This is a genomic window from Bacillus sp. 2205SS5-2 (genome assembly GCF_037024155.1).
GTDB lineage: Bacteria > Bacillota > Bacilli > Bacillales > Bacillaceae_K > Bacillus_CI.
Genome location: NZ_JAYKTS010000046.1, coordinates 1 through 23,676, shown reverse-complemented (window position 1 = coordinate 23,676; position 23,676 = coordinate 1). Strand labels below are relative to the sequence as shown.

At 36.9% G+C, this 23,676-nt stretch carries 19 protein-coding genes and 1 pseudogene; 5 read left to right on the top strand and 15 right to left on the bottom strand.

The window, feature by feature from the left end:
• Positions 1 to 2: 2 nt before the first annotated feature.
• Entirely contained in the window at positions 3 to 1,364 is a 1,362-nt protein-coding gene (locus U8D43_RS19610) for an IS4 family transposase (RefSeq protein WP_335872856.1), read from the bottom strand.
• A gap of 275 nt (positions 1,365 to 1,639) precedes the next feature.
• Between U8D43_RS19610 and U8D43_RS19605 the strand changes: the two genes are divergently transcribed.
• Positions 1,640 to 2,098, top strand: coding sequence for a hypothetical protein (locus U8D43_RS19605; RefSeq protein WP_335872855.1), 459 nt, complete (start codon positions 1,640 to 1,642; stop codon positions 2,096 to 2,098).
• 119 nt (positions 2,099 to 2,217) lie between these two features.
• On the opposite strand, the gene adhE is transcribed toward U8D43_RS19605, so the two are convergent.
• From adhE to U8D43_RS19575, 6 genes are all read right to left on the bottom strand, one after another.
• A complete protein-coding gene (adhE, locus tag U8D43_RS19600) occupies positions 2,218 to 4,821 on the bottom strand; it encodes a bifunctional acetaldehyde-CoA/alcohol dehydrogenase (protein WP_335872854.1) in 2,604 nt (867 codons plus the stop codon).
• A gap of 55 nt (positions 4,822 to 4,876) precedes the next feature.
• Entirely contained in the window at positions 4,877 to 5,104 is a 228-nt protein-coding gene (locus U8D43_RS19595) for a hypothetical protein (RefSeq protein ID WP_335872853.1), read from the bottom strand.
• A 157-nt stretch (positions 5,105 to 5,261) separates the two neighbouring features.
• Positions 5,262 to 5,744, bottom strand: coding sequence for a hypothetical protein (locus U8D43_RS19590; protein WP_335872852.1), 483 nt, complete (start codon positions 5,742 to 5,744; stop codon positions 5,262 to 5,264).
• Between the two features lie 12 nt (positions 5,745 to 5,756).
• On the bottom strand, positions 5,757 to 6,299 hold the full coding sequence (locus tag U8D43_RS19585; protein WP_335872851.1) for a hypothetical protein: 543 nt from the start codon (positions 6,297 to 6,299) through the stop codon (positions 5,757 to 5,759).
• A gap of 624 nt (positions 6,300 to 6,923) precedes the next feature.
• Entirely contained in the window at positions 6,924 to 7,811 is an 888-nt protein-coding gene (locus tag U8D43_RS19580; protein WP_335872850.1) for a hypothetical protein, read from the bottom strand.
• Positions 7,808 to 8,635 (bottom strand): GNAT family N-acetyltransferase, encoded by an 828-nt coding sequence (locus tag U8D43_RS19575; RefSeq protein WP_335872849.1) that lies wholly within the window; start codon positions 8,633 to 8,635, stop codon positions 7,808 to 7,810. The genes U8D43_RS19580 and U8D43_RS19575 overlap by 4 nt, the downstream gene beginning before the upstream one ends.
• 164 nt (positions 8,636 to 8,799) lie before the next feature.
• Here U8D43_RS19575 and U8D43_RS19570 point away from each other — a divergent pair, with 164 nt between their 5' ends.
• Both U8D43_RS19570 and U8D43_RS19565 read left to right on the top strand, forming a co-directional pair.
• Positions 8,800 to 9,222, top strand: coding sequence for a pyridoxamine 5'-phosphate oxidase family protein (locus tag U8D43_RS19570; protein WP_335872848.1), 423 nt, complete (start codon positions 8,800 to 8,802; stop codon positions 9,220 to 9,222).
• A gap of 115 nt (positions 9,223 to 9,337) precedes the next feature.
• Positions 9,338 to 9,517, top strand: a complete 180-nt coding sequence (locus U8D43_RS19565) for a hypothetical protein (RefSeq protein ID WP_335872847.1) — start codon at positions 9,338 to 9,340, stop codon at positions 9,515 to 9,517.
• Between the two features lie 287 nt (positions 9,518 to 9,804).
• Here the strand turns inward: U8D43_RS19565 and U8D43_RS19560 are convergent, their stop codons facing one another.
• Complete coding sequence (locus tag U8D43_RS19560; RefSeq protein ID WP_335872846.1) at positions 9,805 to 10,554, bottom strand: metallophosphoesterase family protein; 750 nt, start codon at positions 10,552 to 10,554, stop codon at positions 9,805 to 9,807.
• 990 nt (positions 10,555 to 11,544) lie between these two features.
• Here U8D43_RS19560 and U8D43_RS19555 point away from each other — a divergent pair.
• Both U8D43_RS19555 and U8D43_RS19550 read left to right on the top strand, forming a co-directional pair.
• On the top strand, positions 11,545 to 11,928 hold the full coding sequence (locus U8D43_RS19555; protein WP_335872845.1) for a DUF3221 domain-containing protein: 384 nt from the start codon (positions 11,545 to 11,547) through the stop codon (positions 11,926 to 11,928).
• A 796-nt stretch (positions 11,929 to 12,724) separates the two neighbouring features.
• Positions 12,725 to 13,483 (top strand): DUF2268 domain-containing putative Zn-dependent protease, encoded by a 759-nt coding sequence (locus U8D43_RS19550; protein ID WP_335872844.1) that lies wholly within the window; start codon positions 12,725 to 12,727, stop codon positions 13,481 to 13,483.
• A 403-nt stretch (positions 13,484 to 13,886) separates the two neighbouring features.
• Here U8D43_RS19550 and mutL read toward each other — a convergent pair whose 3' ends face one another.
• The 7 genes and pseudogenes from mutL to U8D43_RS19515 all read right to left on the bottom strand — a co-directional run.
• A complete protein-coding gene (gene mutL, locus U8D43_RS19545) occupies positions 13,887 to 15,773 on the bottom strand; it encodes a DNA mismatch repair endonuclease MutL (RefSeq protein ID WP_335872843.1) in 1,887 nt (628 codons plus the stop codon).
• A 16-nt stretch (positions 15,774 to 15,789) separates the two neighbouring features.
• Positions 15,790 to 18,393 (bottom strand): DNA mismatch repair protein MutS, encoded by a 2,604-nt coding sequence (gene mutS, locus U8D43_RS19540; RefSeq protein ID WP_335872842.1) that lies wholly within the window; start codon positions 18,391 to 18,393, stop codon positions 15,790 to 15,792.
• A gap of 289 nt (positions 18,394 to 18,682) precedes the next feature.
• Positions 18,683 to 19,612, bottom strand: a complete 930-nt coding sequence (locus tag U8D43_RS19535; RefSeq protein ID WP_335872841.1) for a DUF4349 domain-containing protein — start codon at positions 19,610 to 19,612, stop codon at positions 18,683 to 18,685.
• A 686-nt stretch (positions 19,613 to 20,298) separates the two neighbouring features.
• Positions 20,299 to 21,093 carry a phosphotransferase gene (locus tag U8D43_RS19530; RefSeq protein ID WP_335872840.1) on the bottom strand — a complete coding sequence of 265 codons (795 nt, stop codon included), beginning with the start codon at positions 21,091 to 21,093 and terminating at the stop codon, positions 20,299 to 20,301.
• A gap of 1,002 nt (positions 21,094 to 22,095) precedes the next feature.
• Positions 22,096 to 22,260: a hypothetical protein gene (locus U8D43_RS19525; RefSeq protein ID WP_335872839.1), complete on the bottom strand. Its 165-nt coding sequence runs from the start codon at positions 22,258 to 22,260 to the stop codon at positions 22,096 to 22,098.
• A gap of 16 nt (positions 22,261 to 22,276) precedes the next feature.
• The gene (locus tag U8D43_RS19520) at positions 22,277 to 22,840 is read right to left on the bottom strand and encodes a DUF4367 domain-containing protein (protein ID WP_335872838.1); all 564 of its coding nucleotides are present in this window, start codon (positions 22,838 to 22,840) and stop codon (positions 22,277 to 22,279) included.
• A gap of 662 nt (positions 22,841 to 23,502) precedes the next feature.
• A pseudogene (locus tag U8D43_RS19515) lies at positions 23,503 to 23,676 on the bottom strand (IS4 family transposase); the annotation flags it as partial.

Below are 23,676 nucleotides of genomic sequence, written 5' to 3'. Positions count from 1 at the left end.
ACTCAACTTTCGCAGACTGAAATAGGCAGGTAATCCTTGATGTAGTTAGGCAAGCCTGCAATCCATTGTTGTAGTTGACTATTGATTAGTTTTTGTACCTTTTTGTTGCTCTTTTTCAATGCATATTCAAGAAGCTCGATTAATTGCTGTAGTGCCACAGCCCAATCGAGGTCATGAATTTCATCACATAGTTCATAAAACATTCCGCCTAATGTACGTTCGTCATTGCTGCACCGGTTTTGCCATGAAAGAACGATATACCTTGCGAATACAATGGTTGTATGGCTAATTAAGCCGTCATATGAACGACCTTGAAATTCCTTTTGAAGTTTTAATAAGGACTTTGTTGTCTTAAAAAACACTTCAATATCCCAGCGCATCCCATAAATCCGAATGATTTCTTGATCGCTTAGGGTACAATCTGTGCTTAAAAGCGCTAGCCATTCACTCTTTTTATTGCGATTGCTGACAAAGATAACTTTAATAGGCACACCATTCGCTTGTGTAGTATGGATCGAATGAAGTATACCTTTCTTTCCATCTGTCGGCTCGGCTAAACGGTAAAGTTCCTTTAAACTCACACGCTTTTCATCTACGATATAACGTTGTTTCAAGTTCTTAACCATACCAATGACATCAAGTCCTTGGTCCTTAATACTCTTTACAAGTGGCTGATACGTAAACCAAGAGTCCATAAGCACATAAGATGCATCGATGCCGTATTTCATGGCACGTTCAATCATATCTGGTATTTGTTCTGGTGCTGTTTGAAGTGCTTCTACTCTTCGTTTATAGCCTGAACTACGTTTATCAACTTTAGACGAAATGCCATTAATCTGGCTTTTCTTTGAACTTAATAAAGAAAAATCTATTGGAATGAAAGTGGAGCCATCCGACCAACCAAGGGTAAGCATACGAAAACCTTTATAAAAGCGCATTTTTTGAGATGCGTGATCAAAACAACGAGCTAGTAATTCAACCGACTTACTGCGGCTACGATCATATGAAGAATCATCTAATATCAATACTTTCGGGCGATCATGACTCGTAAGCCCTGTAACTTTACCAATGGTGTGCGCGCTAAGAAACAATAAAAATCTTCTCCATGCAAAGGTAGATTGGTTCAAAAAGCGATAAACAGCATCCTTGGCTGGGCGATCATCAGCCTTTTTACTTTCTACTGTTTGGTACCAGTTTTTGTTTTCGAAAATCAAACAAAAAATCAACTGGAATAGGTAGGCGCAAGAAAAGCCAAAAGACTTTGAAATACCGGCTTTCCTTAAGTGTTGTAATACTTTTAATTCTTTAAATATCGATTTTAATTCATTTGGTAGTTGCTTATTTTGGTCATTATTCGCTATCATATAGGGAGCACCTCTTCTGTATTGGTAGTGTTTTCTAGACAATTACACTATACCAAATGTTGAGGTGCTTTTTTATGTCTATTTTTCATTGTCAATGAACATTTATGAACTATAACTAACCTTACAGCTAGTTATGTTATGCATTATTTTTTATGTGCGAAAGTTGAGTTAATTAATAAAGCCCTATATTTAGTTTTTAGAGATATCGCTACTGTAGCGAAAAGCAAAATTTATTTTTAAAACAGCCGAATATAAATCAATTAAGGATGTTAACTATGAAATCACAAAAAATTCTACTTTATAGCGCAACTATTTTTAGTATTTTTGAATTTATTCTTTTTTCCTATATTAACGAAAGATATTATTTCAATATCATTGGATTTTTCTATCCCTATCTTCTTTTCATTCTACAGCCATATGTTGTGAATATGATTCAAATTAAAAAAATTCGCTTGAATGGAAAACTTGCTAACTTACTGTTCATTCTATTCTTCTATTCGCTTGCGCCACTACAAATATATTTCTCTTGGCCTAATCTCACCTATGAAGAAGCAATTGACAAGCTAGAATTGCACTTAGAAGAAACAGAAATGGAAATCGTTCAATCTAATACATACAGTGGAATCAATAGAGAGGGATCTCAAATTCTATATTATGCTTTTTGGGTAAATGAAAGCAGTGAGGTTTTCTTATATTATGTTAATCCTATGACGGGTGAAGTAGTTAAGCTATGATAACAGGACCAGTAATTGCTCCAGTCTATTTAAGAGAAATTCATATACTACATCCCTTCTGCACTAAAGAAAAAGCATGACAATCGTTAGGATTGTCATGCTTTTTTATCTATAAAGGATTATACCCCTTTAAAAGCGGCACGGTAGATCTCAGCAAGTTCTGTAACTAATGGTAGTTTTGGATTGGCAGTTGTACATTGGTCTTCAAATGCACGGTCAGCTAATACATCAACTACATTTTCAAAATCTTCTTTTGTTACACCGTTTGCTTCGATGCTCATTGGAATGTTCAATTCTTTTGATAAGTCAATAACCGCTTTAATCAGGCTTTCGACTCCTTCTTCTGTTGTGCGAGCTGGTAAGCCTAACATTCTAGCAATTTCCGCATAACGAACATCTGCTTTGAAGTGTTCATATTTTGGAAACGCCGTGAATTTTTTCGGCTTTTCGGCATTATAGCGGATTACATGAGGCATTAAGATGGTGTTGCTTCTTCCGTGTGCAATATGGAATTCAGCACCTAACTTATGCGCCAAGCTATGGTTTATTCCTAGGAAAGCATTAGCAAAGGCCATTCCAGCGATTGTTGATGCATTATGCATTTTCTCACGCGCAACCTCATCGCTACCATTACGATACGCTCTTGGTAGGTATTCAAATACAAGTTGAATGGCTTTCATTGCTAGTCCATCTGTGTAATCATTTGCCATATTTGAAACATAGGCTTCAAACGCATGTGTTAATACGTCCATTCCGGTATCCGCAGTAACATGCTTTGGCACAGTCATAACATATTGTGGATCAATAATCGCTACATCTGGTGTTAATTCATAATCTGCTAATGGAATTTTCATTCCTTTTTCTTTGTCTGTAATAACAGCGAAAGAAGTGACTTCAGAACCCGTACCAGAAGTTGTTGGGATTGCTACAAATTTCGCTTTATCACCAAGTCTTGGATATTTGAAAACACGCTTACGAATATCTAAGAATTTTTGACGTAAACCATCAAAAGATGTTTCTGGATGTTCGTAGAATAACCACATTCCTTTAGCTGCATCCATGGCCGAACCTCCACCTAAAGCAATGACTACATCCGGTTGGAATTTTTTCATCATTTCTGCGCCCTTCATCACTGTTTCGATAGAAGGATCTGGTTCAACTTCAGAGAAAATCTCGCAATGTACATAATCCGGACGTTTACGTAAGTAGTAAAGAACACGATCCACATAGCCAAGATCCACCATACCAGGATCTGTTACAATCACCGCTCTGGTAATATCCGGCATTTTAGCTAAATATTGAGTTGAATTTTTTTCGAAATAGATTTTTGGTGGAACTTTAAACCACTGCATATTATTTGCTCTCTTCGCCATTTTTTTAATATTCACTAAATGAGTTGCCCCTACGTTTGTAGAAACTGAGTTTCCACCATAAGTACCACAACCAAGGGTTAAAGAAGGCATATACGCATTGTAGATATCTCCTATAGCTCCTTGAGAAGATGGTGCATTTACGATAATACGACCTGCTCTCATTCTACGACCAAATGCATGTTGTACATCCACGTCCTCTGAATGAATAACCGCTGAGTGACCTGTACCTCCGAATGCAAGCATTTCTTCTGCACGAGTGATTCCCTCTTCTGTGCTTCTTACTCGATAGCAAGCAAGAACCGGACTAAGTTTTTCACGAGATAGTGGTTCTTCGGGCCCAACGCTCTTTGTTACAGCGATTAGTATTTTTGTATGTTCTGGAACCGTTACCCCTGCCATTTTGGCAATTTCAAAGGCTGGTTTTCCGACAATATTGGCATTGACTGCACAAGATTGCTCATTAATTACTAATTTTTCAACTTTTTTCTTTTCTTCTTCTGTTAAGAAATGACAGTTATTATCTACTAGTTCTTTTTTGACTTCTTCGTATACTTCTTTATCAATAATAACCGCTTGCTCAGATGCACAAATCATGCCATTATCGAATGTTTTAGAAAGAATCAAATCATTGACAGCACGCTTGACGCTGGCTGTTTTCTCTATATAGCATGGGACGTTACCAGGTCCAACTCCAAGTGCTGGTTTCCCTGAGCTATAGGCAGATTTCACCATACCCGCACCACCTGTTGCTAAGATAAGAGAGATATCTTCATGATTCATTAAGGCTTGAGTTGCTTCTAGTGATGGTGTATCAATCCATTGGATACAATCTTTCGGAGCACCTGCTGCAACCGCTGCATCACGTAGAATTCTAGCTGCTTCTGAGCTACATTTTTGTGCTGATGGATGGAAAGCAAAAATGATTGGGTTACCTGTTTTAATTGAAATGATCGCTTTAAACATTGTAGTTGAAGTTGGATTTGTTACCGGTGTTACCCCAGCAATTACACCTACAGGTTCTGCGATTTCTACGACACCTTCATGTACATTCTCAGCTACAATACCCACGGTTTTATCGTACTTAATATTGTGATAAATATATTCCGTTGAGAAGATGTTTTTGGTGATTTTATCTTCATAAACACCACGCTTCGTTTCATCAATGGCCATTTTTGCTAATCTCATATGACCATCTAAACCAGCTAGTGCCATTTGTTTCACAATCGTATTCACTTGTTCTTGATCAAGTTCCTTAAATTCTTTTAATGCTTTTAATCCTTTTGAAGCTAGTGTATCAATGGTTTCAGAAACAGTTTTTTGTTGATTCATTACCTTTTCTTGGACTACCATGATTCTTCCTCCTAAAAATTGTGAAGTTTTTCACAAATAGAATTAAATTTTTTTGTTATTCACATACTGGGTTTCGTTGAATCTTTACAAATGAAATGTCGTTGTACATTCTAGCGCTTCTTTTGATGACGACAACATAATTGACTGTCCAAATGTAGGAAGGAATGTCCTTACCCTCTTCAATCATCATAGCTTCAAACTCATCTTCAATGGTGTTTTCAAAACTCTCAAGAGTGTAATTTTCAGCGTCAGTATTAAAATCTTTCCATTCACATAAAATCATGTCCTTCACTCCTTTGCTGTTCATGGTTACATTGTAGCATGGAGATTGTGAATTCAGATTGTGAAATATTGAACAAATTGTGAAAAGTCTATTGAAAACGCTTACATACTAAGGTCTGATACATTTTTGTCACATTCATAAGATTGTGAATACTGTTCTAGATCAGGATGATTCCTGCTTCCAAAAATGCTTGAAATCGGATGAATTCACTTGTTTCAGCTGTTTTTCCAATTAAAAAACGATCTCTCATCTGATGGTGCCAGTCTTTCTCAATTGAAGGGAAGAAATATTCAAACGAATTTCGGCTGTTGAGTTCGGATATAGAACCTTCGATCGCTTTTATTAAATGAGGATATGCCTTCTGTAACGCTAGATAGTGAAAATCCAATTCATCCAAATAAGAATAAAAAGAGTGCTTTTTCTTATTCCCCGTAAATGGGCATTTCCCCGTTTGCTTCCAGTGTTCCAACAAACCCCAGAACGCAAGCAACGCTCCCGATTTATTTTCCACACTTTCATCTGCAAAGTGTTGGTGAAATGGGTAATTAAAAGTGGTGTCCCAAGGCAATGATTGAAAGCCGTCTTGTTTTTCAATCCACAAATATAGAAGAGCTAACTTCTCTGAAAATATCTTGTCCATCCTTTACCTCCTCTAAAGACTTCCGTGACGACGCAAATATGACAATAGAACAAAAAAGATGATGAATGATGGAATCCCAAACAGTAGAGTCAAAAGTCCTCGATATTTAGTAGCTATCGTTGAATCATCCTTGAAAACTAGTTTTCCTTCGCCAAGAATATCTAAATCCTCTTGTGCCGCTGCGATCCACTTCGTTCGATCACAAGCACTCGTTTCTAATGAGTTATCATCCTTACCCTTGGCATATACCAAATATTCGATGCCTTCAAGAAATGTAAATCCACATTCTGAAGATTGAGACTCAGTTTTAATTTGAATAGACTTGGTATCGACCCCTTTCCAAGCCTGGGTCACTGTAAAGGTAACGATTGATTTCTTAAAAAAAGAACTTTGTTTTACATCACTAACTTCTCCTGAGAAAACAGCTACACTTGTTTCAAGAGACGTAGGTACAGTTGCTGGATTCCCACATGTACAAGCCAAACTTTTTTGCGGAACTAGAAACATATTTAATATAATTAAGACTAAAATCACCATCCATATTCTTCTCTTCAATACCTTCACCCGCTTCTACTAGTGCTATGTTGTCTGTAAACACTTCTATATACTCGCTCATTTTCCTTGTTTAAATCGTAATAAAAAGAATCCTCTACAAAATTCGAAGGGATTCGCTGTTTTCTGTAGGTACTAATGAGGACATGTTCTTTTGCATAAGCCAGATAAGCTACTAGATTTCCATTTATCTATTAGGCTCAGCTGTGATTGGAGAATAGTCCTCGGTACGAGGGATTCCTAGTTTATTTAGGATGTTCTGTAAAGATAGTTGCATTTTCCCTTGATCCAAATTCCTGATTATGAACAGCTACGGGAATCTTTCCACCTCATTTTTAACCAAATATAAAAAATCCGTTTTTATTGGCTAGAGCAACAAAGTATCCGAACAAAGCCTTCATAAAAGGCTTTGTTCGGATACTTTGTTGAAATTTCATCTACATTTTGATTTATTCCTCCATTTCACTGCTGATTTTTTTCAAAAACAGACGAAAAGATGCCAAGAAACCTATTCTTTTAACGGAAAATAGACTGCTGCAAAAACAGGCTTATCAAAACTAATAGCGTTCAATTCAAGAGGAATAAACGTTTTCCTCTTGAATTGAACTACATGTTCATTCTTAAATATTATTTTCTCTCTAAATTTTTCAATAATCGAATCATGTTAAACGTTAACACACTTCTCCACTCTTTTTCAGCTAGTGGCCATATGTTCTCAAACTCCCCAAACCAAGACCAAGAAGGATTCCATGACCCAAGTTCGTCTTGTTGAGAAATACGAAACTGAAGATTCTTTTCCCATGTTTCGTTCAATAATTCGTAATATGGAGACTCAGGACTTGAGACCACATCAATAGGCTGCAATCCATATTCTGTCCACTTTGCTTCATCCGTTATTACACATTGTTTTATCATATGAAGTAATTTATCTTCCATTTTTGCAGAGTTAGAATCCGACAAATGTTTTTTTAACCGTAAAAAACAGAGGAGTTCATGAAATTCGTACGTTTCTAAGTTATTAATATAACTTATCGCCTGCTGGGTTAAATTAGTGATTAGGGAAGGTGGAACGAGATCCTCATATTGAATTAAATAGCCGAGAATTTCTGCATTTGGATTCCCCCAATTAGCTTGAACCCCTGCGTATTTCCACCAAGGTGCGGCTGGATAATCTTCCACAGCTTGAGGTACGATTTCCCACCCCATATTATTTTCCTGAAATACATTCAATAAGAAATGTATCACTTTCCTTACGATAGAATGTTCACTACTCACTTGATAACGTGTTAAAATTTGCAAAGCGACCGTTGACGAAATGACAGAGGATAACTCTAAGCGCACATCAGGTTCGAGAGCATGCCCAAAGCCTCCGTCATCATTCTGATACCGCTTTAGCTCATTTAGGACAGTTTCTAAAGAACCTTCATAGAATTCATACGCTAACATCGCTTTTTCTAGTTCTCTTCCCGTTCCTAGTAAATATCTTTCAGCTAAAAAAAGAGTTTCTTCCTTCATTTGCTCAGCCCTCTTTCATAATAATCTTGTACACTAAAGGAGGAAAAACCACAATCAGTGTATAGCCTGAGTGCGTGTTTATTACTCGCTTCCACTTCTAGAAAGACTGGATACCCTTTTTCCTGTTCCGATGAAATCACCTTTTTCAACGTCTTCCTTCCGATTCCTTTACCTTGATAGCGAGGAAAAATGGAAAAGCCATAGATCCAAGCTTCCCCTTCTGTATGATCGATTCGAATCTTCCCAACGGTTTCCCCCTCCACCTCAATCATAAAGCGATCGGTTTCTTCTTCTTTCATTCGTTGATGAAAGGCTATCGCATCTGCTTCCGTGAAACCAAAGCAAGAAACATCCAGTTGGATTTCAAGAGAAGCGTCTTCTTCTGTGGCCCGTTTCAGAAGAACATCATCACATTTCTCCATTTCACTTCCTATCCATTTCATTTGATACTCCGAAAATCGATAGGAAAAAGGTTTATGTAAAAGAAAACACTTCGCCGATTGTGAGGCCGCAGGCGCATTAAATAATAAGCTCACTCTGTTGTCTTTATCACATAAAGACATCGCCTCCTTGAGGAGGTTTGTAAAGATCCCCTGTCTTCGATACTCAGGATGAACCATTCCACATAATTCTACTTTTGTTCCAAACCAATATAAGGCTAGAAATCCAACCAGTATTCCATCTTGCTCATGAAAAAAATCTCGCTTCTCTTCTGTTCTTCGATTTTTCAAAATATCCCAGTTTAACTTCAAAGAGATGTCTTCTTCTTTTTCACATAACTTCTGCAACTCTTCTATTTGGGCAATTCTTTGTTCACTCAGCATGATTCTCTCCCCCTACACCTTCTTATTTTACCAAAATTCATTCAACTCTGAAAACATCCTTGAATTTTTATATTATACAGACCCAACCTTCTCCTTCAATTCATGTTTTATTCCCTTTCGAAATGGGGTAAAACTTAATTATAGGAATGAAAGGAGAGGGGAATTTGAAACAGACGCAATTGAAAGAAAAGATTTTAAAAGTGATACAAGATCAACAAATCGGGACATTAGCCACGGTAAAAAATCAAAAACCCTACTCTCGATATATGACCTTTTTTCATGAAGACCTAACCATATATTCGCCGACAAGTCTAAACACACACAAGGTTGAAGAAATCGAAAAGAATCCATTTGTTCATATTTTGCTAGGTTATGAGGGAAATGGCTATGATGACTCATACGTAGAAATAGAAGGTAAAGCGGTTATTTCTACATCATATGAACTGAAAGAAAAATTCTGGCGAGAAGAGTTTCGAGCTTGGTTTTCAGGAGTGGATGATCCTAATTATATTGTGCTGAAAATCCAACCGAGCCTTACCCAACTAATGAACGGTGAAGAAGAGCAACCACAAGTTCTTGAAACCTAACCAAAATTACTGACTCCTAAATAAGGAGTCAGTAATTTCCTTACATACATTTCAATTGAATTATTTGAATTATTTGGTAAAATTGAGATAGTCATACTTAGAAAGGATGATCATAATGTGGCAATGGATCCTACTAGTTCTTTCCCCTTTCCTTCTCTTAGCGATCATTGAGGAAACAGTTCATTTCGCTATCAACAGAACAATTAATGCCAAAGTTAAAAAAGAGAGAAAACAAGTTTTATGGTTTGATAAATTAAAAGCATTGTTTCGTTTTAAAAAAAGTGCCAGTCAGTAACAAAACAATGAGATTTTGCCAGGAAAGGCCTTTCTTGGCTTTCCTTCTTGATTGGATGGGCATCTGAGTAAAATTCCATCTTTTCCAATCAGCCCACCTTACTCTAAAAATCCCTTCTACATTTTATTCAACCTCGTATCCATCTACTGGTTTTATCCCTACAAACTGACGAAGAGAATCTGTCCACAACACACATTGTTTTCTTTTTCGGTCTAAGCATTAAGATGTCGTTCTTTTACATCAAGTTATCTGAATTTTATTTTCCGAAGATATTTTTCATTCTCCTTTCAATTCATGTCTACCCCATGAAATATGGGTAAAATAACATCACTTTGCGGGACTACTAAAGAATGATATGATTTCAAAAATTCACTACGGTCGTACCAAATTGCTTTCATATTTACATAAATATGTTGATGTTTCTTCTCAATAATAGCATAACGTGCGGTTGATTTATTATGGCATCCTAACGAGCCGGGATTAATGAACATTGATCCTCCTTCAAAAAGATGTTGCGGATGGTGATGACCAAATAGAATAATTTCTTCCTCGTTGTGTTGAAACAATATTTCCATGTTTTCCAATGTTGGATGGAGAATATTAGCGAGTGGATCCGCAGAAACTGGTGCGTTCATTTTCGAAAAATTATAGCCATAATGTGTCAGTAATGTGGATTTTCCTCCTATTGTAAACCTGATTTGACGAGGCAAATTTTTCAAATAGGTCAAATAAGAAGGATGGATATTCTCAGCTATCCACTGGTGATGAACAAGGGCATGAGCATGGCTTTTCGGGTGACTTCCCCCTTCTAAAAGCGCGACAATAGCTTCATCATGATTCCCTGATACTACTAATACATCTGGTCTTTCTGAAAGAATACTCAAAACTTTTTTCGAGTCCGGACCAATACCGATTAGGTCACCCCCACAAAGAATCACCTCTACTCCACTTTGATCAATTTCCCTTAACGCAGCTATTAATGCAGGGGCATTTCCATGAATATCTGTAATAAACGCGACCTTTTCAAATGAGTACATCATCATTCTCCTTTCTCTTCTTTTTTCACCGAATGAAGTTACTGCGGGTTAACCTTTTGATTTAGAAGGATGCGTCACTACTTGGGTTTTGAGGAAGATATCATAATAAGATTGTTTCTTCTTAGTGAATACAGCCGTGACAAATTACGAAAATATTAGTAAATAAACGACCAATCCTAAAACATAATGCAGGACAGGCCATGAATCATTTTCAGCAAAACTATTCGGTTAGACGAGAAAATGCGAGAGCTCCCAGGATGAAAATTTCAGCAACTTACGCGAGAAGGTATGAAGAAAAGACAACCTTCTCCTTTATTATTCACTACTTGGATTCCCATTTTCATTTTGCCAAAGGATTGCTTGCCCATAATTGAAGCGAAAATTTTAAAATAAACGAAATTGGTAAAGTCACCACTAAAAAAATCCCGACAGCTGTGCCTTGATCAATGATACTGTGAATAATAATTATATCGAGGGAATAAGCCATACACTCAGAATACTAAGAAACAATAAATAGGCAGCAATGAGCAGATAACCTACTTAAAAAGCTTGTATGCGACGAAATATTGATTCATTCACCTTCACACCTTCCTTTCTCTTCATTGAAACCAAGCTATGAATCAATCGATATTCCTCTCTTATGTTGATTACCATTACTATATATTCCCTTTCAGAAAAAGGCTAGATGCCATTATTTTATCCTACTTAGTAAACTCTTTTCGTAGAGGTTGTGGCTAATTCATCTGATTATTTCACTGTTGATTCCCATCAAAAACAGACGAGATGCCCCCCCGAAACTAAGCTATATCATAGATTATAGACTGATACGAAAAGCAACAAGCTTTGCGAAAACAGCCGTTTAGTAAGGATTTTACCTAAAATTTGAGAATTATTATTTAGGATAATCCTTAAACATCCATGCATATTATACGTTTTTCATCACCCTTTTCGTGATACACTAGTGTGAGAATGATACGAGGAGACGAAATGATGAAAGCTAAAATAATGATTCTAAGTGTTGTGATTTTAAGTTTAGCTGTGCCCGCGGGTTCCATTTATTGGTTTAATTCTTATGTGAACTCACTAGAGTCCAGCCGATATTACGAAGAAGGAACCATTGTAAAAAAAGCAGTAGGACAAGAGGACATTCAATTTACCTTGATGAAGAGTTTATTAATCAATGAAACCCCTGAAGAAATTGATTCTTTTATTGAACAAGAGGCATCAAAGGGAAATATAATCATAGTCGATGCCAATGCAGAATTTTTTGCTGATATTTCCGTCGGCGAAAAAGTTCGGGTTTACTTTGATGGAGATGTGCTTAAAGAAAGCAACCCGCCTCAAGGGGAAGCTGAAAAAATAGAACGGTTTTAGTAGGATCCTTCCGGAAAAGCCCCTTCTTCCGAGAAGCTTTTTTATACCCTCTCGTTGATAAGTTGCAACTAACAACAAAAAACACAGGGCTTTCTCTTTGAAAACTTCTGTGTTTTTTTATTAGGCTCTTTTCGTATACATAGTTGCTCTTGACACAAAGAAAAAACAGGCAGTAGGGTTTTTTCGATTGATTTCTTCATTTTTATCTAGAAATGAAGAATTTTTCATGAGGAAAAGAGCACGAAGTCATACAAGTCAAGGGATTCCTTCTTATTCGAAAAGCCATAATCTTTGCGAAAAGAGCCTTTTCTTATGACGGTTTTAGCAAAGATTATAGCTTTATCTAAATTCATAACTAAGACACGTACCGGAAACCTTTTCATATCATGATTGATCAAAGTGAAAGAAAAACACGATTGAATTTATTCATTTTCATTTGTTAATAGCCCCGTAGTTTACAAGAAGAGCATAAATAATTTCTGAAACTTTTCGTTCGTTAAATCGTATTCTATTTCATATTAATTATTCAGAAGTTCTTATTCTTGAAAAATGAGGAGACGTGATAAAATGAGGAGATTCATAAATAAGTGTAGTTAGTGCATGCATCCTATTACTAGCAAGTCGCTTCAATGATAGCGAAGCCATCGAAGGTAAAAAGGATTCATTTCCCTCGCAAGCTTCTGTTACTTTTTCCTACCAAACGCAGAATTTTGAAATCATCCCTCTATATGAAGAGGTACTAAACTACACCAAACTTGTTCAAGACTCTCAGTCAAGTGACCAAAGAGCGATCTACTTGGAATCGGTTGTTGAGGCCTTTCAAGCAAAGGCATCAGAAAAAAATGTTAACATAGGTCAGGAAAATTTTCCATTCTTTTCACCAACATCCAATGCTCAAATGCTTGAGAAAAACACAGTTGAACTACTTCAACAACAAAAGCAAATCAATGAACTCATCAAAAATTCACTACTATCATCAGCCGAACTTCTTTCAGGAGAAGATGTCACGATTTTCATTATGCCCCTAAATCCAGAAAACACTTTCCCTATTCAAAAAATGGAAGGGATATCCGGAGTGGCTTTAAGTGAAAATGCTATATTGCTTCAAATCGATCCATCTTTCTCAGAAAACGCTTTAGAATATGCTGTAGCACATGAGTATCATCATAAAGTAAATATTAAGAACAACGATATGACTAGAGTTACATTATTGGATTCAGTTGTTTTTGAAGGAAAAGCGGATTCATTCGCTAAAATAATTTATCCTGAAAAAAATGCACCTTGGATAGAACCCCTTTCAGGAGATTCGCAAGCAACTGATTTGCATGAATTACAAAAAAATGCACATTCGTTTGATTCAACGATTTACTATGAGTTTTTTAATGGTAATGCATCCAAAAGTCTTCCCCTGTGGTCAAACTACAAAATAGGCTATCAGCTTATGCAAAGTTATTTGGAGAATCATTCAGGCGTATCCAGTGAAGAGTGGACAAAACTTAATGGGATCGACATTCTTGAAGGTAGTGAATTTAATTATTTATTAAATGATTACTAGATTGTAAGCATATCCAATTGGGGTCTCTACCTCAATTAAAGATCACGCGAGTTTGAGATAAAAAAATCAATTTTAAAGACAATGTATCATAGTCTGCTCTAATTGTTATTTTTTCATCGAGCGCACTCGGTATGGATATCTCGCAATGAATGTTGCTTTCACAGCTATGAATAAATGACTATAATGATAGATTTATCGCCTTCTTTTCGAGTTTTCGGTAAGAAAGCACCGTTGAAGTAGGAGAACTCGTATTCATTCTCCTTGTAATCACTAGGAATAGGCAGCTAGCTTATCGATTTTATTAACTTCATAAGGCTTATTGCCAACTTTACTTTTTGAGAATTAATAGTAAAAAGCCTACGCTGTCTGTAGAACAAGACTGCGTAGGCTTTTTTAAAACTATTTACATCACACGTTTAAACATTTTCTCCATTTCATACGTGGAATAATGAACGATAATCGGTCGACCATGGGGACAAGTAAAGGGATCACTGCTTTCACGTAAGGTATCTAATAACGCCTGAATCTCATCATTACGTAGATGGTGATTGGCTTTAATAGATCCTTTACAACTCATCAAAATTGCCGCTTCTTCTCGCAGTTTCTTAATATTGACCGACTTCATCGAGAGAAGCTGCTGAATCATCTCTTGAATCAGCTGTTCCTCATCCCCTTTTGGTAGCCATTGTGGATGGGATTGAACGATGAAGGCATTCATCCCAAACGGCTCTAAAAAGACACCCACCTTTTTTAATTCTTCTAAATGCTCTTGAATTTTTATGCTTTCATCAGAGGAGTATTCAAAAGTATAAGGAACAAGTAATTCTTGTAGTTCATTTGCGACTTCCCCGACTTTTTCTCTAAAAAACTCATATTTAATTCGCTCTTGTGCTGCATGTTGATCAATCAAATACAAGCCTTTTTCATTTTGTGCTAAAATATACGTTCCATGCATTTGACCAATCGGATACAGCGGAGGAACGCGAGAAGCTGGTGTTCCTTCTGGCGCTGACTCTTTTGGATCCTCCAAATCCAATTCCTCACCGTCCTCCTGAGAAGATCCTTGAAAGAAGAAATCCTCCTCTACCTGTTCTTTTTCAGTGACGGTAAAAGGATCGTTTTTCAGTGGTTCATATTCGTAAATCTTTTTCATTTCTTCTTTTGGCAATAACTGTTCTTTTTGATAGCTAGAAGGAAAAGACCGCTTTTTCGCTGTTTCTTCTGTATTAAGATGATCCAGTTCAAGTGTTTCTTGTTCACTTTTTGGCTTTTCCACTTTCGGAACATAGCCCGAAGGAATTAATTCCATCGTTTTAAAGGCTTTCTTTATGGCATCTGTTACTAAGGCATTTAATTCCTGTTCTTTGCTTAAACGGACTTCCATTTTAGAAGGGTGAACATTCACGTCGACCAGTAAAGGGTCCATTTGAATGGATAATAAGGCAATCGGATACCGGCCAATCGGCAGCAAAGTATGATAGCCTTCACTAATGGCTTTCGCTAATGAGTAATTTTTAATAAAACGCCCATTTATCATCGTCGACAAATAATTCCGCGAAGCTCGAGTAATCTCTGGAAGCGACACAAATCCTTTAACCTGAAAATCCAAGGAATTGGCCTCGATTGGACTCATTTTCTTCGCAATATTCATCCCATAAATAGCCGCAAGCACTTGACGGACATCACCATTACCATTCGATTGCAGCAATAACCGTTCATTATGCCGAAGGATAATGGCCACCTCTGGATGAGAAAGCGCCAATCGGTTCACGACGTCCGTGATATTGCCAAGTTCAGTATGAATCGTCTTCATATATTTGAGGCGAGCAGGAGTATTATAAAATAGACCTGAAATGGTAATATCCGTCCCTTTTCGACTTGAACTCTTTTCATGCATTGTCAACTTTCCACCCGCTAATTTGATTGTCGTCCCTGGCCCTTCACCGGTGGAAGTCGCTAATTCAAGCATACTGACAGAGGCAATACTCGGCAAAGCCTCTCCGCGAAAACCGAGTGTGCGAATTCGGAATAAATCATTTTCATCCTTAATTTTACTCGTCGCATGCCGTTGAAACGCAGTGAGGACATCTTCCTCTTCAATACCGTCTCCATTATCGACGATCCGAATCACATTAAGTCCTGCTTCCTCAACAAAAATCTCAATTTTGGTCGAATTAGCGTCAATACTATTTTCTACGAGCTCTTTCACGACCGAAGCCGGACGCTCGACTACTTCCCCAGCGGCAATTTTATTGGACAATATATCATCTAATTGAACAATTTTCCCCATTCGCTACACCTCCAATTTAGGCTTTTTTTATTTTCTTTTGAAGATCATAAAGCGTGTTCATCGCTTGTAGCGGTGTCATCTCTAGAATGTCTAATTCTTTGATTTCGGTCATAATAGTAAATTCTTTTTTTGTGGGCTTCTTTGCTTTCGGTTCTTCTTCGATATCACGATCAAAAAACGAGAGCTGAGAAAGCGGCTCTTCGACTTTGTCAATCCGTTTGGTCGGTGTTACGACGATTTCTTCCTTTTCCTCAAACTGCTCTAACAATTCTTTTGCCCGTTGAATTAACGAAGCAGGAAGCTCGGCTAATTCAGCGACATGAATTCCGTAACTCTTATCTGCCGCACCGTCTTTGATTTTATGAAGAAAAACTAGTTTCCCATTATGCTCCATCGCACTAACATGGACATTCTTCAACGAGTGCAACTCTTCTTCTAAAACCGTTAATTCATGATAATGCGTTGAAAATAACGTTTTACACCCGATATTTTGATGAATATACTCAATGATCGCTTGAGCAAGGGCCATTCCGTCGTACGTAGAGGTTCCACGCCCAATTTCATCAAATAGGATCAAAGAATTTTCGGTTGCATGACTAACGGCATTTTTCGCTTCCAGCATTTCCACCATAAAGGTACTTTGGCCAGATATTAAATCATCTGCAGCTCCAATTCGAGTGAAAATTTGATCGAAGATGGGTAAAGAAGCACTTGATGCAGGAACATAGCAGCCAATCTGCGCCAAAATGGACGTTAGTGCGACTTGTCGCATATAGGTGCTTTTTCCGGACATATTCGGTCCTGTAATCAACAGAAGCTCACGTTCAGGATTCATATCACAATCATTTGGTACGTATTCTTGCGCTTTCATTACCTTTTCAACTACCGGATGACGACCGCCTTCTATAACGACTCGACGCTCTGAATTAAATTTAGGTTTTACATATTGACGCTTTTCACTTACAACAGCAAAACATTGCAATACATCAATCTCACTAACTGTTTTGGCCACTTTCTGAAGACGAGGGATATACTCTTTGACGATTTCACGTATTTCTGTAAACAACTCATATTCAAGTTCGCCACTTTTTTCTTCAGCTTGTAAAATTAACGCTTCTTTTTCTTTCAGTTCAGGCGTAATGTATCGTTCTGCATTCGTTAACGTTTGCTTACGTTCATATCGTCCCTCTTCAAGTAACGGAATATTGGCTTTTGTCACTTCAATATAGTATCCAAACACGCGATTATAGCCGATCTTTAGTGACTTAATCCCCGTTCGTTCTCGTTCGCTTGCTTGTAATTGAGCAATCCACGTTTTTCCATTTGAACTCGCATCGCGGTATTGATCTAGTTCTTCGTTATATCCGTCCCGAATCATATTGCCATCCTTCAAAGAAAGTGGTGGATTGTCGACAATGCTTTGTTCAAGAAGATCGGTTAACTCTTCGCATGGATCAAGTTTTGCCGATAAATCATTCGTATCTTCTTCTCCTAGCTGCTGAAGAAGCTGAGCGATACCTGGAATTTGTTGAAGTGATTTTTTTAGCTGAACTAGATCTCGTGCATTGACATTCCCAAAGGCCACTCGACCAGCTAAGCGTTCTAAATCATACACTTCTGTTAACAAATCTCGTAATTCTTCCCGCTCAAAAAAGCGCTGAATAAACATATCGACTAAGTTCAATCGTTTTTCAATATCAGCTTGGGCAACGAGTGGACGATCAATCCACTGTTTTAACAGTCTTCCACCCATCGCTGTCATGGTTTCATCAAGCAACCAGAGAAGCGATCCTTTTTTCCCTTTCGAACGAATCGTCTCCGTTAACTCTAGATTACGTTTTGAATAGAAATCCATTTTTAAAAATTGGGATACCCTATACACATTAACAGGCTGTAAATGATCTAAACTGCGCTTTTGCGTACGATGCAAGTAATTTAATAATCGTGCCGAGGTGATAATTTGCTTTTCTTGAGATAGTTGTTGAAAAAAAGGTGTATCTCTTTCTTTCATTTGGGTATCTGCTTCAAAAGATAAGGTGATAGAAAGTCTTTCTTTTAGTGTTTGCTGCCATTCTATTGCAAGATTTCCATCACAAACAACTTCTTTTGCACCGATGGTATTCAGTTCATTGATCAATTCATCGCTTACAGAAGATAAAGTGGTCACACGACTCTCTCCGGTCGATAAATCCGTGTAAATAAGTCCAAAACTATCGTCTTCAAAATTAGAAATAGAAGCGATATAGTTATTTTCTTTATCAGATAATCCTTTGCCTTCCATCACGGTGCCAGGTGTAATCAGTTGGACTACTTCTCTTCTGACGACCCCTTTAGCGTGTTTCGGATCCTCCGTTTGTTCACAAATAGCTACTTTATAGCCCTTGCTAATCAATTGTTCTATATAATTAGGAGCCGCATGGTGGGGAACCCCGCACATCGGAATACGATCTTCTGACCCGCCGTCTCGACTCGTTAACGTAATCTCAAGTTCTTGAGACGCAGAGATCGCATCATCAAAAAACATTTCATAAAAATCTCCTAAACGGAAAAACAAAAAGGCATCCTGATACTCTGCCTTTACTTGTAAATATTGTTGTATCATAGGCGTGTAATTGGCCATCATCCTTCAAATCCTTCCGTACATTCTCTCATATTCGAACTCTTATTATAGCATAAATTTGTTCATTTGAGGGGCTAGTCTCGACATCATTCGACTGTGATTACAGAACAAAAAATCTCGCTTCCTTTTAAGAACGACATTCCATTAATTGTATAGAATACTCAACGAAATAAATAGTCCTTTTTCTATTCACATTGAAATACGATTTTTCTGTTTATCGATACAAAAGGTGATAGGCATGATCAGGAACGACAAAAGCATTGAGTTGATCTCAATGCTTTTTACCAGTTCAACTATTGATATTCGTTTCATTTTGGCGTTTTCTCATTCGAACGAGGATGTATACAATTGGAGCTAAAACGAATCCGATGACGATGAAGGTCGGGAGGTTTCCGATAAAGAAAACGGCAAGAGCAGAGAAGAAGGAAATAAGACCATTGATGCTTTGATTCCATTGATTCGCAATTTTTTTACCTGTTTGTAGATTTTCTGTATTAGCTTTTTCCACAATGACTTTCGTTTCATTCATGGAGATTCTGACAGTTGCAAAAGACGTTTGATTTTCAAGAAAGCGAAGTCGACCAACCACCTGCTCGATTTCCTCTTGTACTTTAGAGAGATCATTCGAGATTTTGAGAAGGTCCTCCGTTTTTTCCGCTTCCTTCATAAAGGTAAGCAAGCGTTCCTCCACAACTCGTTTTGCTTTCAATCGTGATTCTAAATCTACGTACTCCTCAGTAACATCTTGCCCAGAAATTTGCTTATCTTCTACTTCCACTGCCTCTTCAGAAGTCAGATTGATAAAACTTTGAAAATTTTCAGACGGGATTCTAAACTCTAATTCTCCACCCTTTGTACGTTGGTCCGCTTGATATACATTCGATTGGACTAAATACCCTCCCATTTTTGTCGCTTCGTTAGTAAAAAACGTTTGAGATTTTTCAAAATCCTTTACACGTATCGAAAGAAAAGACTGATAAATTATTTTTCGTGTCGTCTGTGCCGTCGCGATTTCTTCGACACTTTCTCCTTCTTGCTGACTACTGTTGCTTAGTGCGACCTCCTCACTCGTTTCCCCGTCTTCATTCGATTCAACCTTCATATCAGCAGAGCTCTTATCCTTAGACGATTCTGCATTTTCATTACTCGAGGAGCACGCTGCAAACAAGAAGACCATCAAAATCATCCAGGCCCAAACAAACCTTCTTTTCAATCTCATACAATGACCACCCTTTTTTTCTATTTGGCTCTTTTCGTATACATTGTAGCTATTTCACCTGATTTTTGACCAATTCCTCCATGTCACTGTTGATTCTTATCAAAAACAGACGAATTGATGCCTGAAACATTGCTATATCACTGGAAGTAATCTGATACGAAGGGCAATATTTTTTTCGAAAACAGCCTACTATTTAGACGAATTTCACACTCAAACGTTACAAGCCTACTTGCATTTATTTCACTAGAATCGTGGCCACTTTTATTATTTCTCTGATTTTTTAAGAAAGTGACATCAGGGACCTTGTACCAACCTCAGGAGAAAAAGGCGCTACTATTGCTTTTTTTGAACAGATCAATAATAACGTCCTCTTTGCTGTTTTATATTTGGACTAGATTTTTATCTCAATAATTTGAACACAATTCCTCTTTCAGAACCTTCTCTTAAGGGGGGAGCTTTTCTAAATAGTCGTAGGACTTCTGCTTTTTCCACACAAGTAATTGATTAGGTCAGACTCAATTCATGTTGGTGGCCTTTCTCAGGGAGAGATTAATTCTTTGAAGGTCTTTCAAAAAGGGGGCTAGAGAATCCTGGGTTTCCAGGTGTGGATTAAAGTTTACTACGTAAAAGGGTAAGGGAACAGTAATAGAAAACTCTGCTCCTCCGTCCCCCAACAAAACTTACCCTTAAATCCACTCATTCCCATGTTCACGGATAAATTTAATATCTTTTTGATAATGTTCATGGTGCCCTTCATCTATCATCTTTTGAAAAGCAATGTCACCTTCACTTGCTTTTCTTTTCATGTATTTACATAAACCTTCTAATCGGAGCAATACCATCTTTAAATAATCTTTTTCCCTCCCCTCACCGTAAGATTCAAAAAACAATTTAACTCTTTGTTTTATACGGTCGGCATGCTGTAATGAATTATAATAAACTACCTCTCCTTTTTCAGTATGATAAACCCTACTTAACGGGACACAAGTGTAAAGAGCATAGGCTATGTCCCAAAGCCTAGGACCAGGACCAGCAATATCAAAATCAATGATCCCCACTGGTCTTTCATGATTAAAAATAATATTGTATATCGCAAAATCATTGTGGCATACAACTTCTATTTTATTTGGAGTATTATCCATGGGTTTCCAATCATCTGATAAGGGAAAGTCACTTACAGCTTCATGGTAAAGACGGAGCATCTTCGCTATTTCTTTTAATACCTCATTAGACCACATATATTTTTTTAAAGGATAATTACCAGCTTCTCCTTGAATAAATGATAATTTCTCTCTATTTTTTTCATCAATACCTAAAAACTTTGGTGCATATCTGAAATCTTTGCTTTCTAAATGTTCTAATAATTTGTGGATTTTGGTACTGTCTGGCTTTAATTCTCGTCGAACAGTATCTCCAAAACGATATACGCTTGAAACATTCCCTCCTGTTAGCATTTCTTCGTTTTCGTTCTTACTTTTCATTAAAATTCCCCCAATTTAGGGACGCTGTGATTGTGTCAATAGAGATGTATTTTTACCCATAAATAAAAACAGATATACAAGGATATCTGTTTGACAATGGGAATTTTATTGTCCACATCATGTATCCCTTGAATGATTTCAGATAGACAAAAAAACGCACCCTTAGGATTCAGGACCGCATTGTGTCTTTATCCAATTAAATAATCCTATCAAGGTATTCTACATGTGTAATATAAATTCCCCTTTCTTTACATCTCTACATTAAATAATAGCAAGTATTACTAACTAATTAAAGGAAATGTCACAGTTTTTCAATTATTCTGATCTTTCCTATTATTACAAGATCGCTCAATTAATGTAAACATCCTCTACTAACCTTTCAGTATAATGAGATTCACTATATGAATTCTTGATAAGAACAACTTGATAGAAAAATATAAGCATTAGTAATACTCCGATAAGAGATTTACTTGAGGAGGATGATTATTTAACAATAGAGCTCACCTCTCCTTTTCAAGGGTCATCTACATTTCATGTTATAGCCTATACATTTATACCAATTAGTCAAAATCACTTTGTTTCTACCAGCCCTTATTCCAATAAACAGACTATTTGTTGAATAACTTATTTTTTCAAGCCTATTTGTTAACAGTGCCAAATTTGAAAGCGAAAAATACTTTTAGCACGAAAAAATAGTCTAAAACTCAACACAACCACCATGTAAATATTTACATCTACTTCCTTTCGATTGAAAAAAGAACTTCCCGAATAGAAAAGTTCCCTAATAGTGATCGGCTATACTCGCAAAGATTGTGGCTTTTAGAATAGGAGTGAATTCCTTTACTCGTAGGACTTCGTGCTCTTTTCCAAACGAAGAATTCTTTTCTAGACAAAAAGTAGGGAATCACATAAAAAATTTACAGATTGATTATTCTCTGTATCAGAACAACAAGATTTAGGAAAAGAGTTTAGTGATAAAACCTAACCCTTAACCCCTCTCTTCTAAAATCCTCCTCCGCCAAACCAGCTATTTGATTTAATTCGATCTTCTTCTTGGATTTGTCTTTCCCTTTCGTTAGTTGACTCAAATTTATTCCGGCTCAATACCCTTCTCAAAATAACACTAATAATAGATGTAAGTAAGAAAAAGCCTAAAATCCACACCATATTTATTCCTCCATCTCTATTTAAAAGATTTGGCTACTCTGATTAAATCATCCTTCGATATTTCATCATCCTTAGTTGCTAAATCATAATCCACGTTTCCAACTTCCCAAAAGATAATTTTGGCTCCTTGTTCATTCACCAAGTAATAACCAGTGAAGTCCCCTATTTTGATTTCTTCTGTTTTCACCTCCCCTCTAACCCAACCACCCTTAAAAGCTTTCATATCGATAAATTCACCATTGACTCCATAAAATTGGAAAGATTGGAAACTTTCACGTTGATTTTCCGTTGGAGCAGGCGTAAATGTGGCCATCTCCTGTTCAAAAGGAAGAAATGTAGGAAGCTTTGCTTGGAATGGCTCGTTTTCTATCGCTTCCATTAATTCGACTTGTTGAACTTCAGTAATGCCAGTGATCCTTCCCTCACCAATGATCCCAATTTGCGATAATCCAAAATTGAGCAGGAGTACGAACACACAAAAGAGGACCATAAAGCTTACAACGGCGGTGAACCTATATTTCTTGATTGGTTTTTCTTCTTCTTTTAACGTCGCTATTTTCTTTCTAATATTATTCTTCATTTCTTCATTAAATCCCTTGTCGTTGAAAACTTCCGCTTCCATTATTACTAATATCAATTTTACTTTTTAGGGGAGTACAAAACGGAAGTATGAAATTTACTGGTAAAAAATTTATTCTGGGTTTAATTTTAACTATTCTTTCTATTAATGTGATAATGTTTTTCATTTTATAAAATACGACGCTATATGAATTGTTGTACGATAACAAACCGTGGATTTAGACCATTTACATAATACAAGTTATCTCGAAATCAAATCTCCAGCTAACGGGCGCAATTGTGAAGTAACTCATAGATTTAAACGACAGTTTTGTCATATTTTTAGGTGAAGTGGAGTATCTTACATCAAAAATTAACCAACTAAATTTTAACCCCGTCCTAAATTTAGAACGGGGTTACTTCAAAGGTGCAACAAATAAATATCAAAACAAAACGAACTGGATTTCACAATGAAATTCGCAGTGCGTTTTTTATTGTTATATCTCCACTCCTCTAAATTTTTTTTGCTAAATTACATCACTAGTGTTGCATAAATAATGTTTGAATTTTCAGTTTTATCATTTTTTCTGTTTAGAGCCAAAAAAGGAAATACCCAACTAGAGGTGGCTCTGTTCATTTGTTAATTATTTACAATTAGACTCAAGTGACGACAACAATTTGGTTTTAAGGAATCGCTTTTCCTTCAATCTTCCGAATCCAAATATGTGCTGATTTCCAGAATGCAGCCTTTAGATAACGGCTAATCTGTAAGGTTTTTCGCTTACTTCCAGTTTCAATTTGTACGAGTACATGTAGGCAAAAAACAATCAATGCGATAAATACTTGATTTTGAATAGC

Bases quoted from the DNA above. Each gene is read 5' to 3' on its own strand.
- U8D43_RS19610 (WP_335872856.1), bottom strand. From the start codon at position 1,364: ATGATAGCGAATAATGACCAAAATAAGCAACTACCAAATGAATTAAAA.
- U8D43_RS19605 (WP_335872855.1), top strand. From the start codon at position 1,640: ATGAAATCACAAAAAATTCTACTTTATAGCGCAACTATTTTTAGTATT.
- adhE (WP_335872854.1), bottom strand. From the start codon at position 4,821: ATGGTAGTCCAAGAAAAGGTAATGAATCAACAAAAAACTGTTTCTGAA.
- U8D43_RS19595 (WP_335872853.1), bottom strand. From the start codon at position 5,104: ATGATTTTATGTGAATGGAAAGATTTTAATACTGACGCTGAAAATTAC.
- U8D43_RS19590 (WP_335872852.1), bottom strand. From the start codon at position 5,744: ATGGACAAGATATTTTCAGAGAAGTTAGCTCTTCTATATTTGTGGATT.
- U8D43_RS19580 (WP_335872850.1), bottom strand. From the start codon at position 7,811: ATGAAGGAAGAAACTCTTTTTTTAGCTGAAAGATATTTACTAGGAACG.
- U8D43_RS19575 (WP_335872849.1), bottom strand. From the start codon at position 8,635: ATGCTGAGTGAACAAAGAATTGCCCAAATAGAAGAGTTGCAGAAGTTA.
- U8D43_RS19565 (WP_335872847.1), top strand. From the start codon at position 9,338: ATGTGGCAATGGATCCTACTAGTTCTTTCCCCTTTCCTTCTCTTAGCG.
- U8D43_RS19560 (WP_335872846.1), bottom strand. From the start codon at position 10,554: ATGTACTCATTTGAAAAGGTCGCGTTTATTACAGATATTCATGGAAAT.
- U8D43_RS19555 (WP_335872845.1), top strand. From the start codon at position 11,545: ATGAAAGCTAAAATAATGATTCTAAGTGTTGTGATTTTAAGTTTAGCT.
- mutL (WP_335872843.1), bottom strand. From the start codon at position 15,773: ATGGGGAAAATTGTTCAATTAGATGATATATTGTCCAATAAAATTGCC.
- mutS (WP_335872842.1), bottom strand. From the start codon at position 18,393: ATGGCCAATTACACGCCTATGATACAACAATATTTACAAGTAAAGGCA.
- U8D43_RS19535 (WP_335872841.1), bottom strand. From the start codon at position 19,612: ATGAGATTGAAAAGAAGGTTTGTTTGGGCCTGGATGATTTTGATGGTC.
- U8D43_RS19530 (WP_335872840.1), bottom strand. From the start codon at position 21,093: ATGAAAAGTAAGAACGAAAACGAAGAAATGCTAACAGGAGGGAATGTT.
- U8D43_RS19525 (WP_335872839.1), bottom strand. From the start codon at position 22,260: ATGGTGTGGATTTTAGGCTTTTTCTTACTTACATCTATTATTAGTGTT.
- U8D43_RS19520 (WP_335872838.1), bottom strand. From the start codon at position 22,840: ATGAAGAATAATATTAGAAAGAAAATAGCGACGTTAAAAGAAGAAGAA.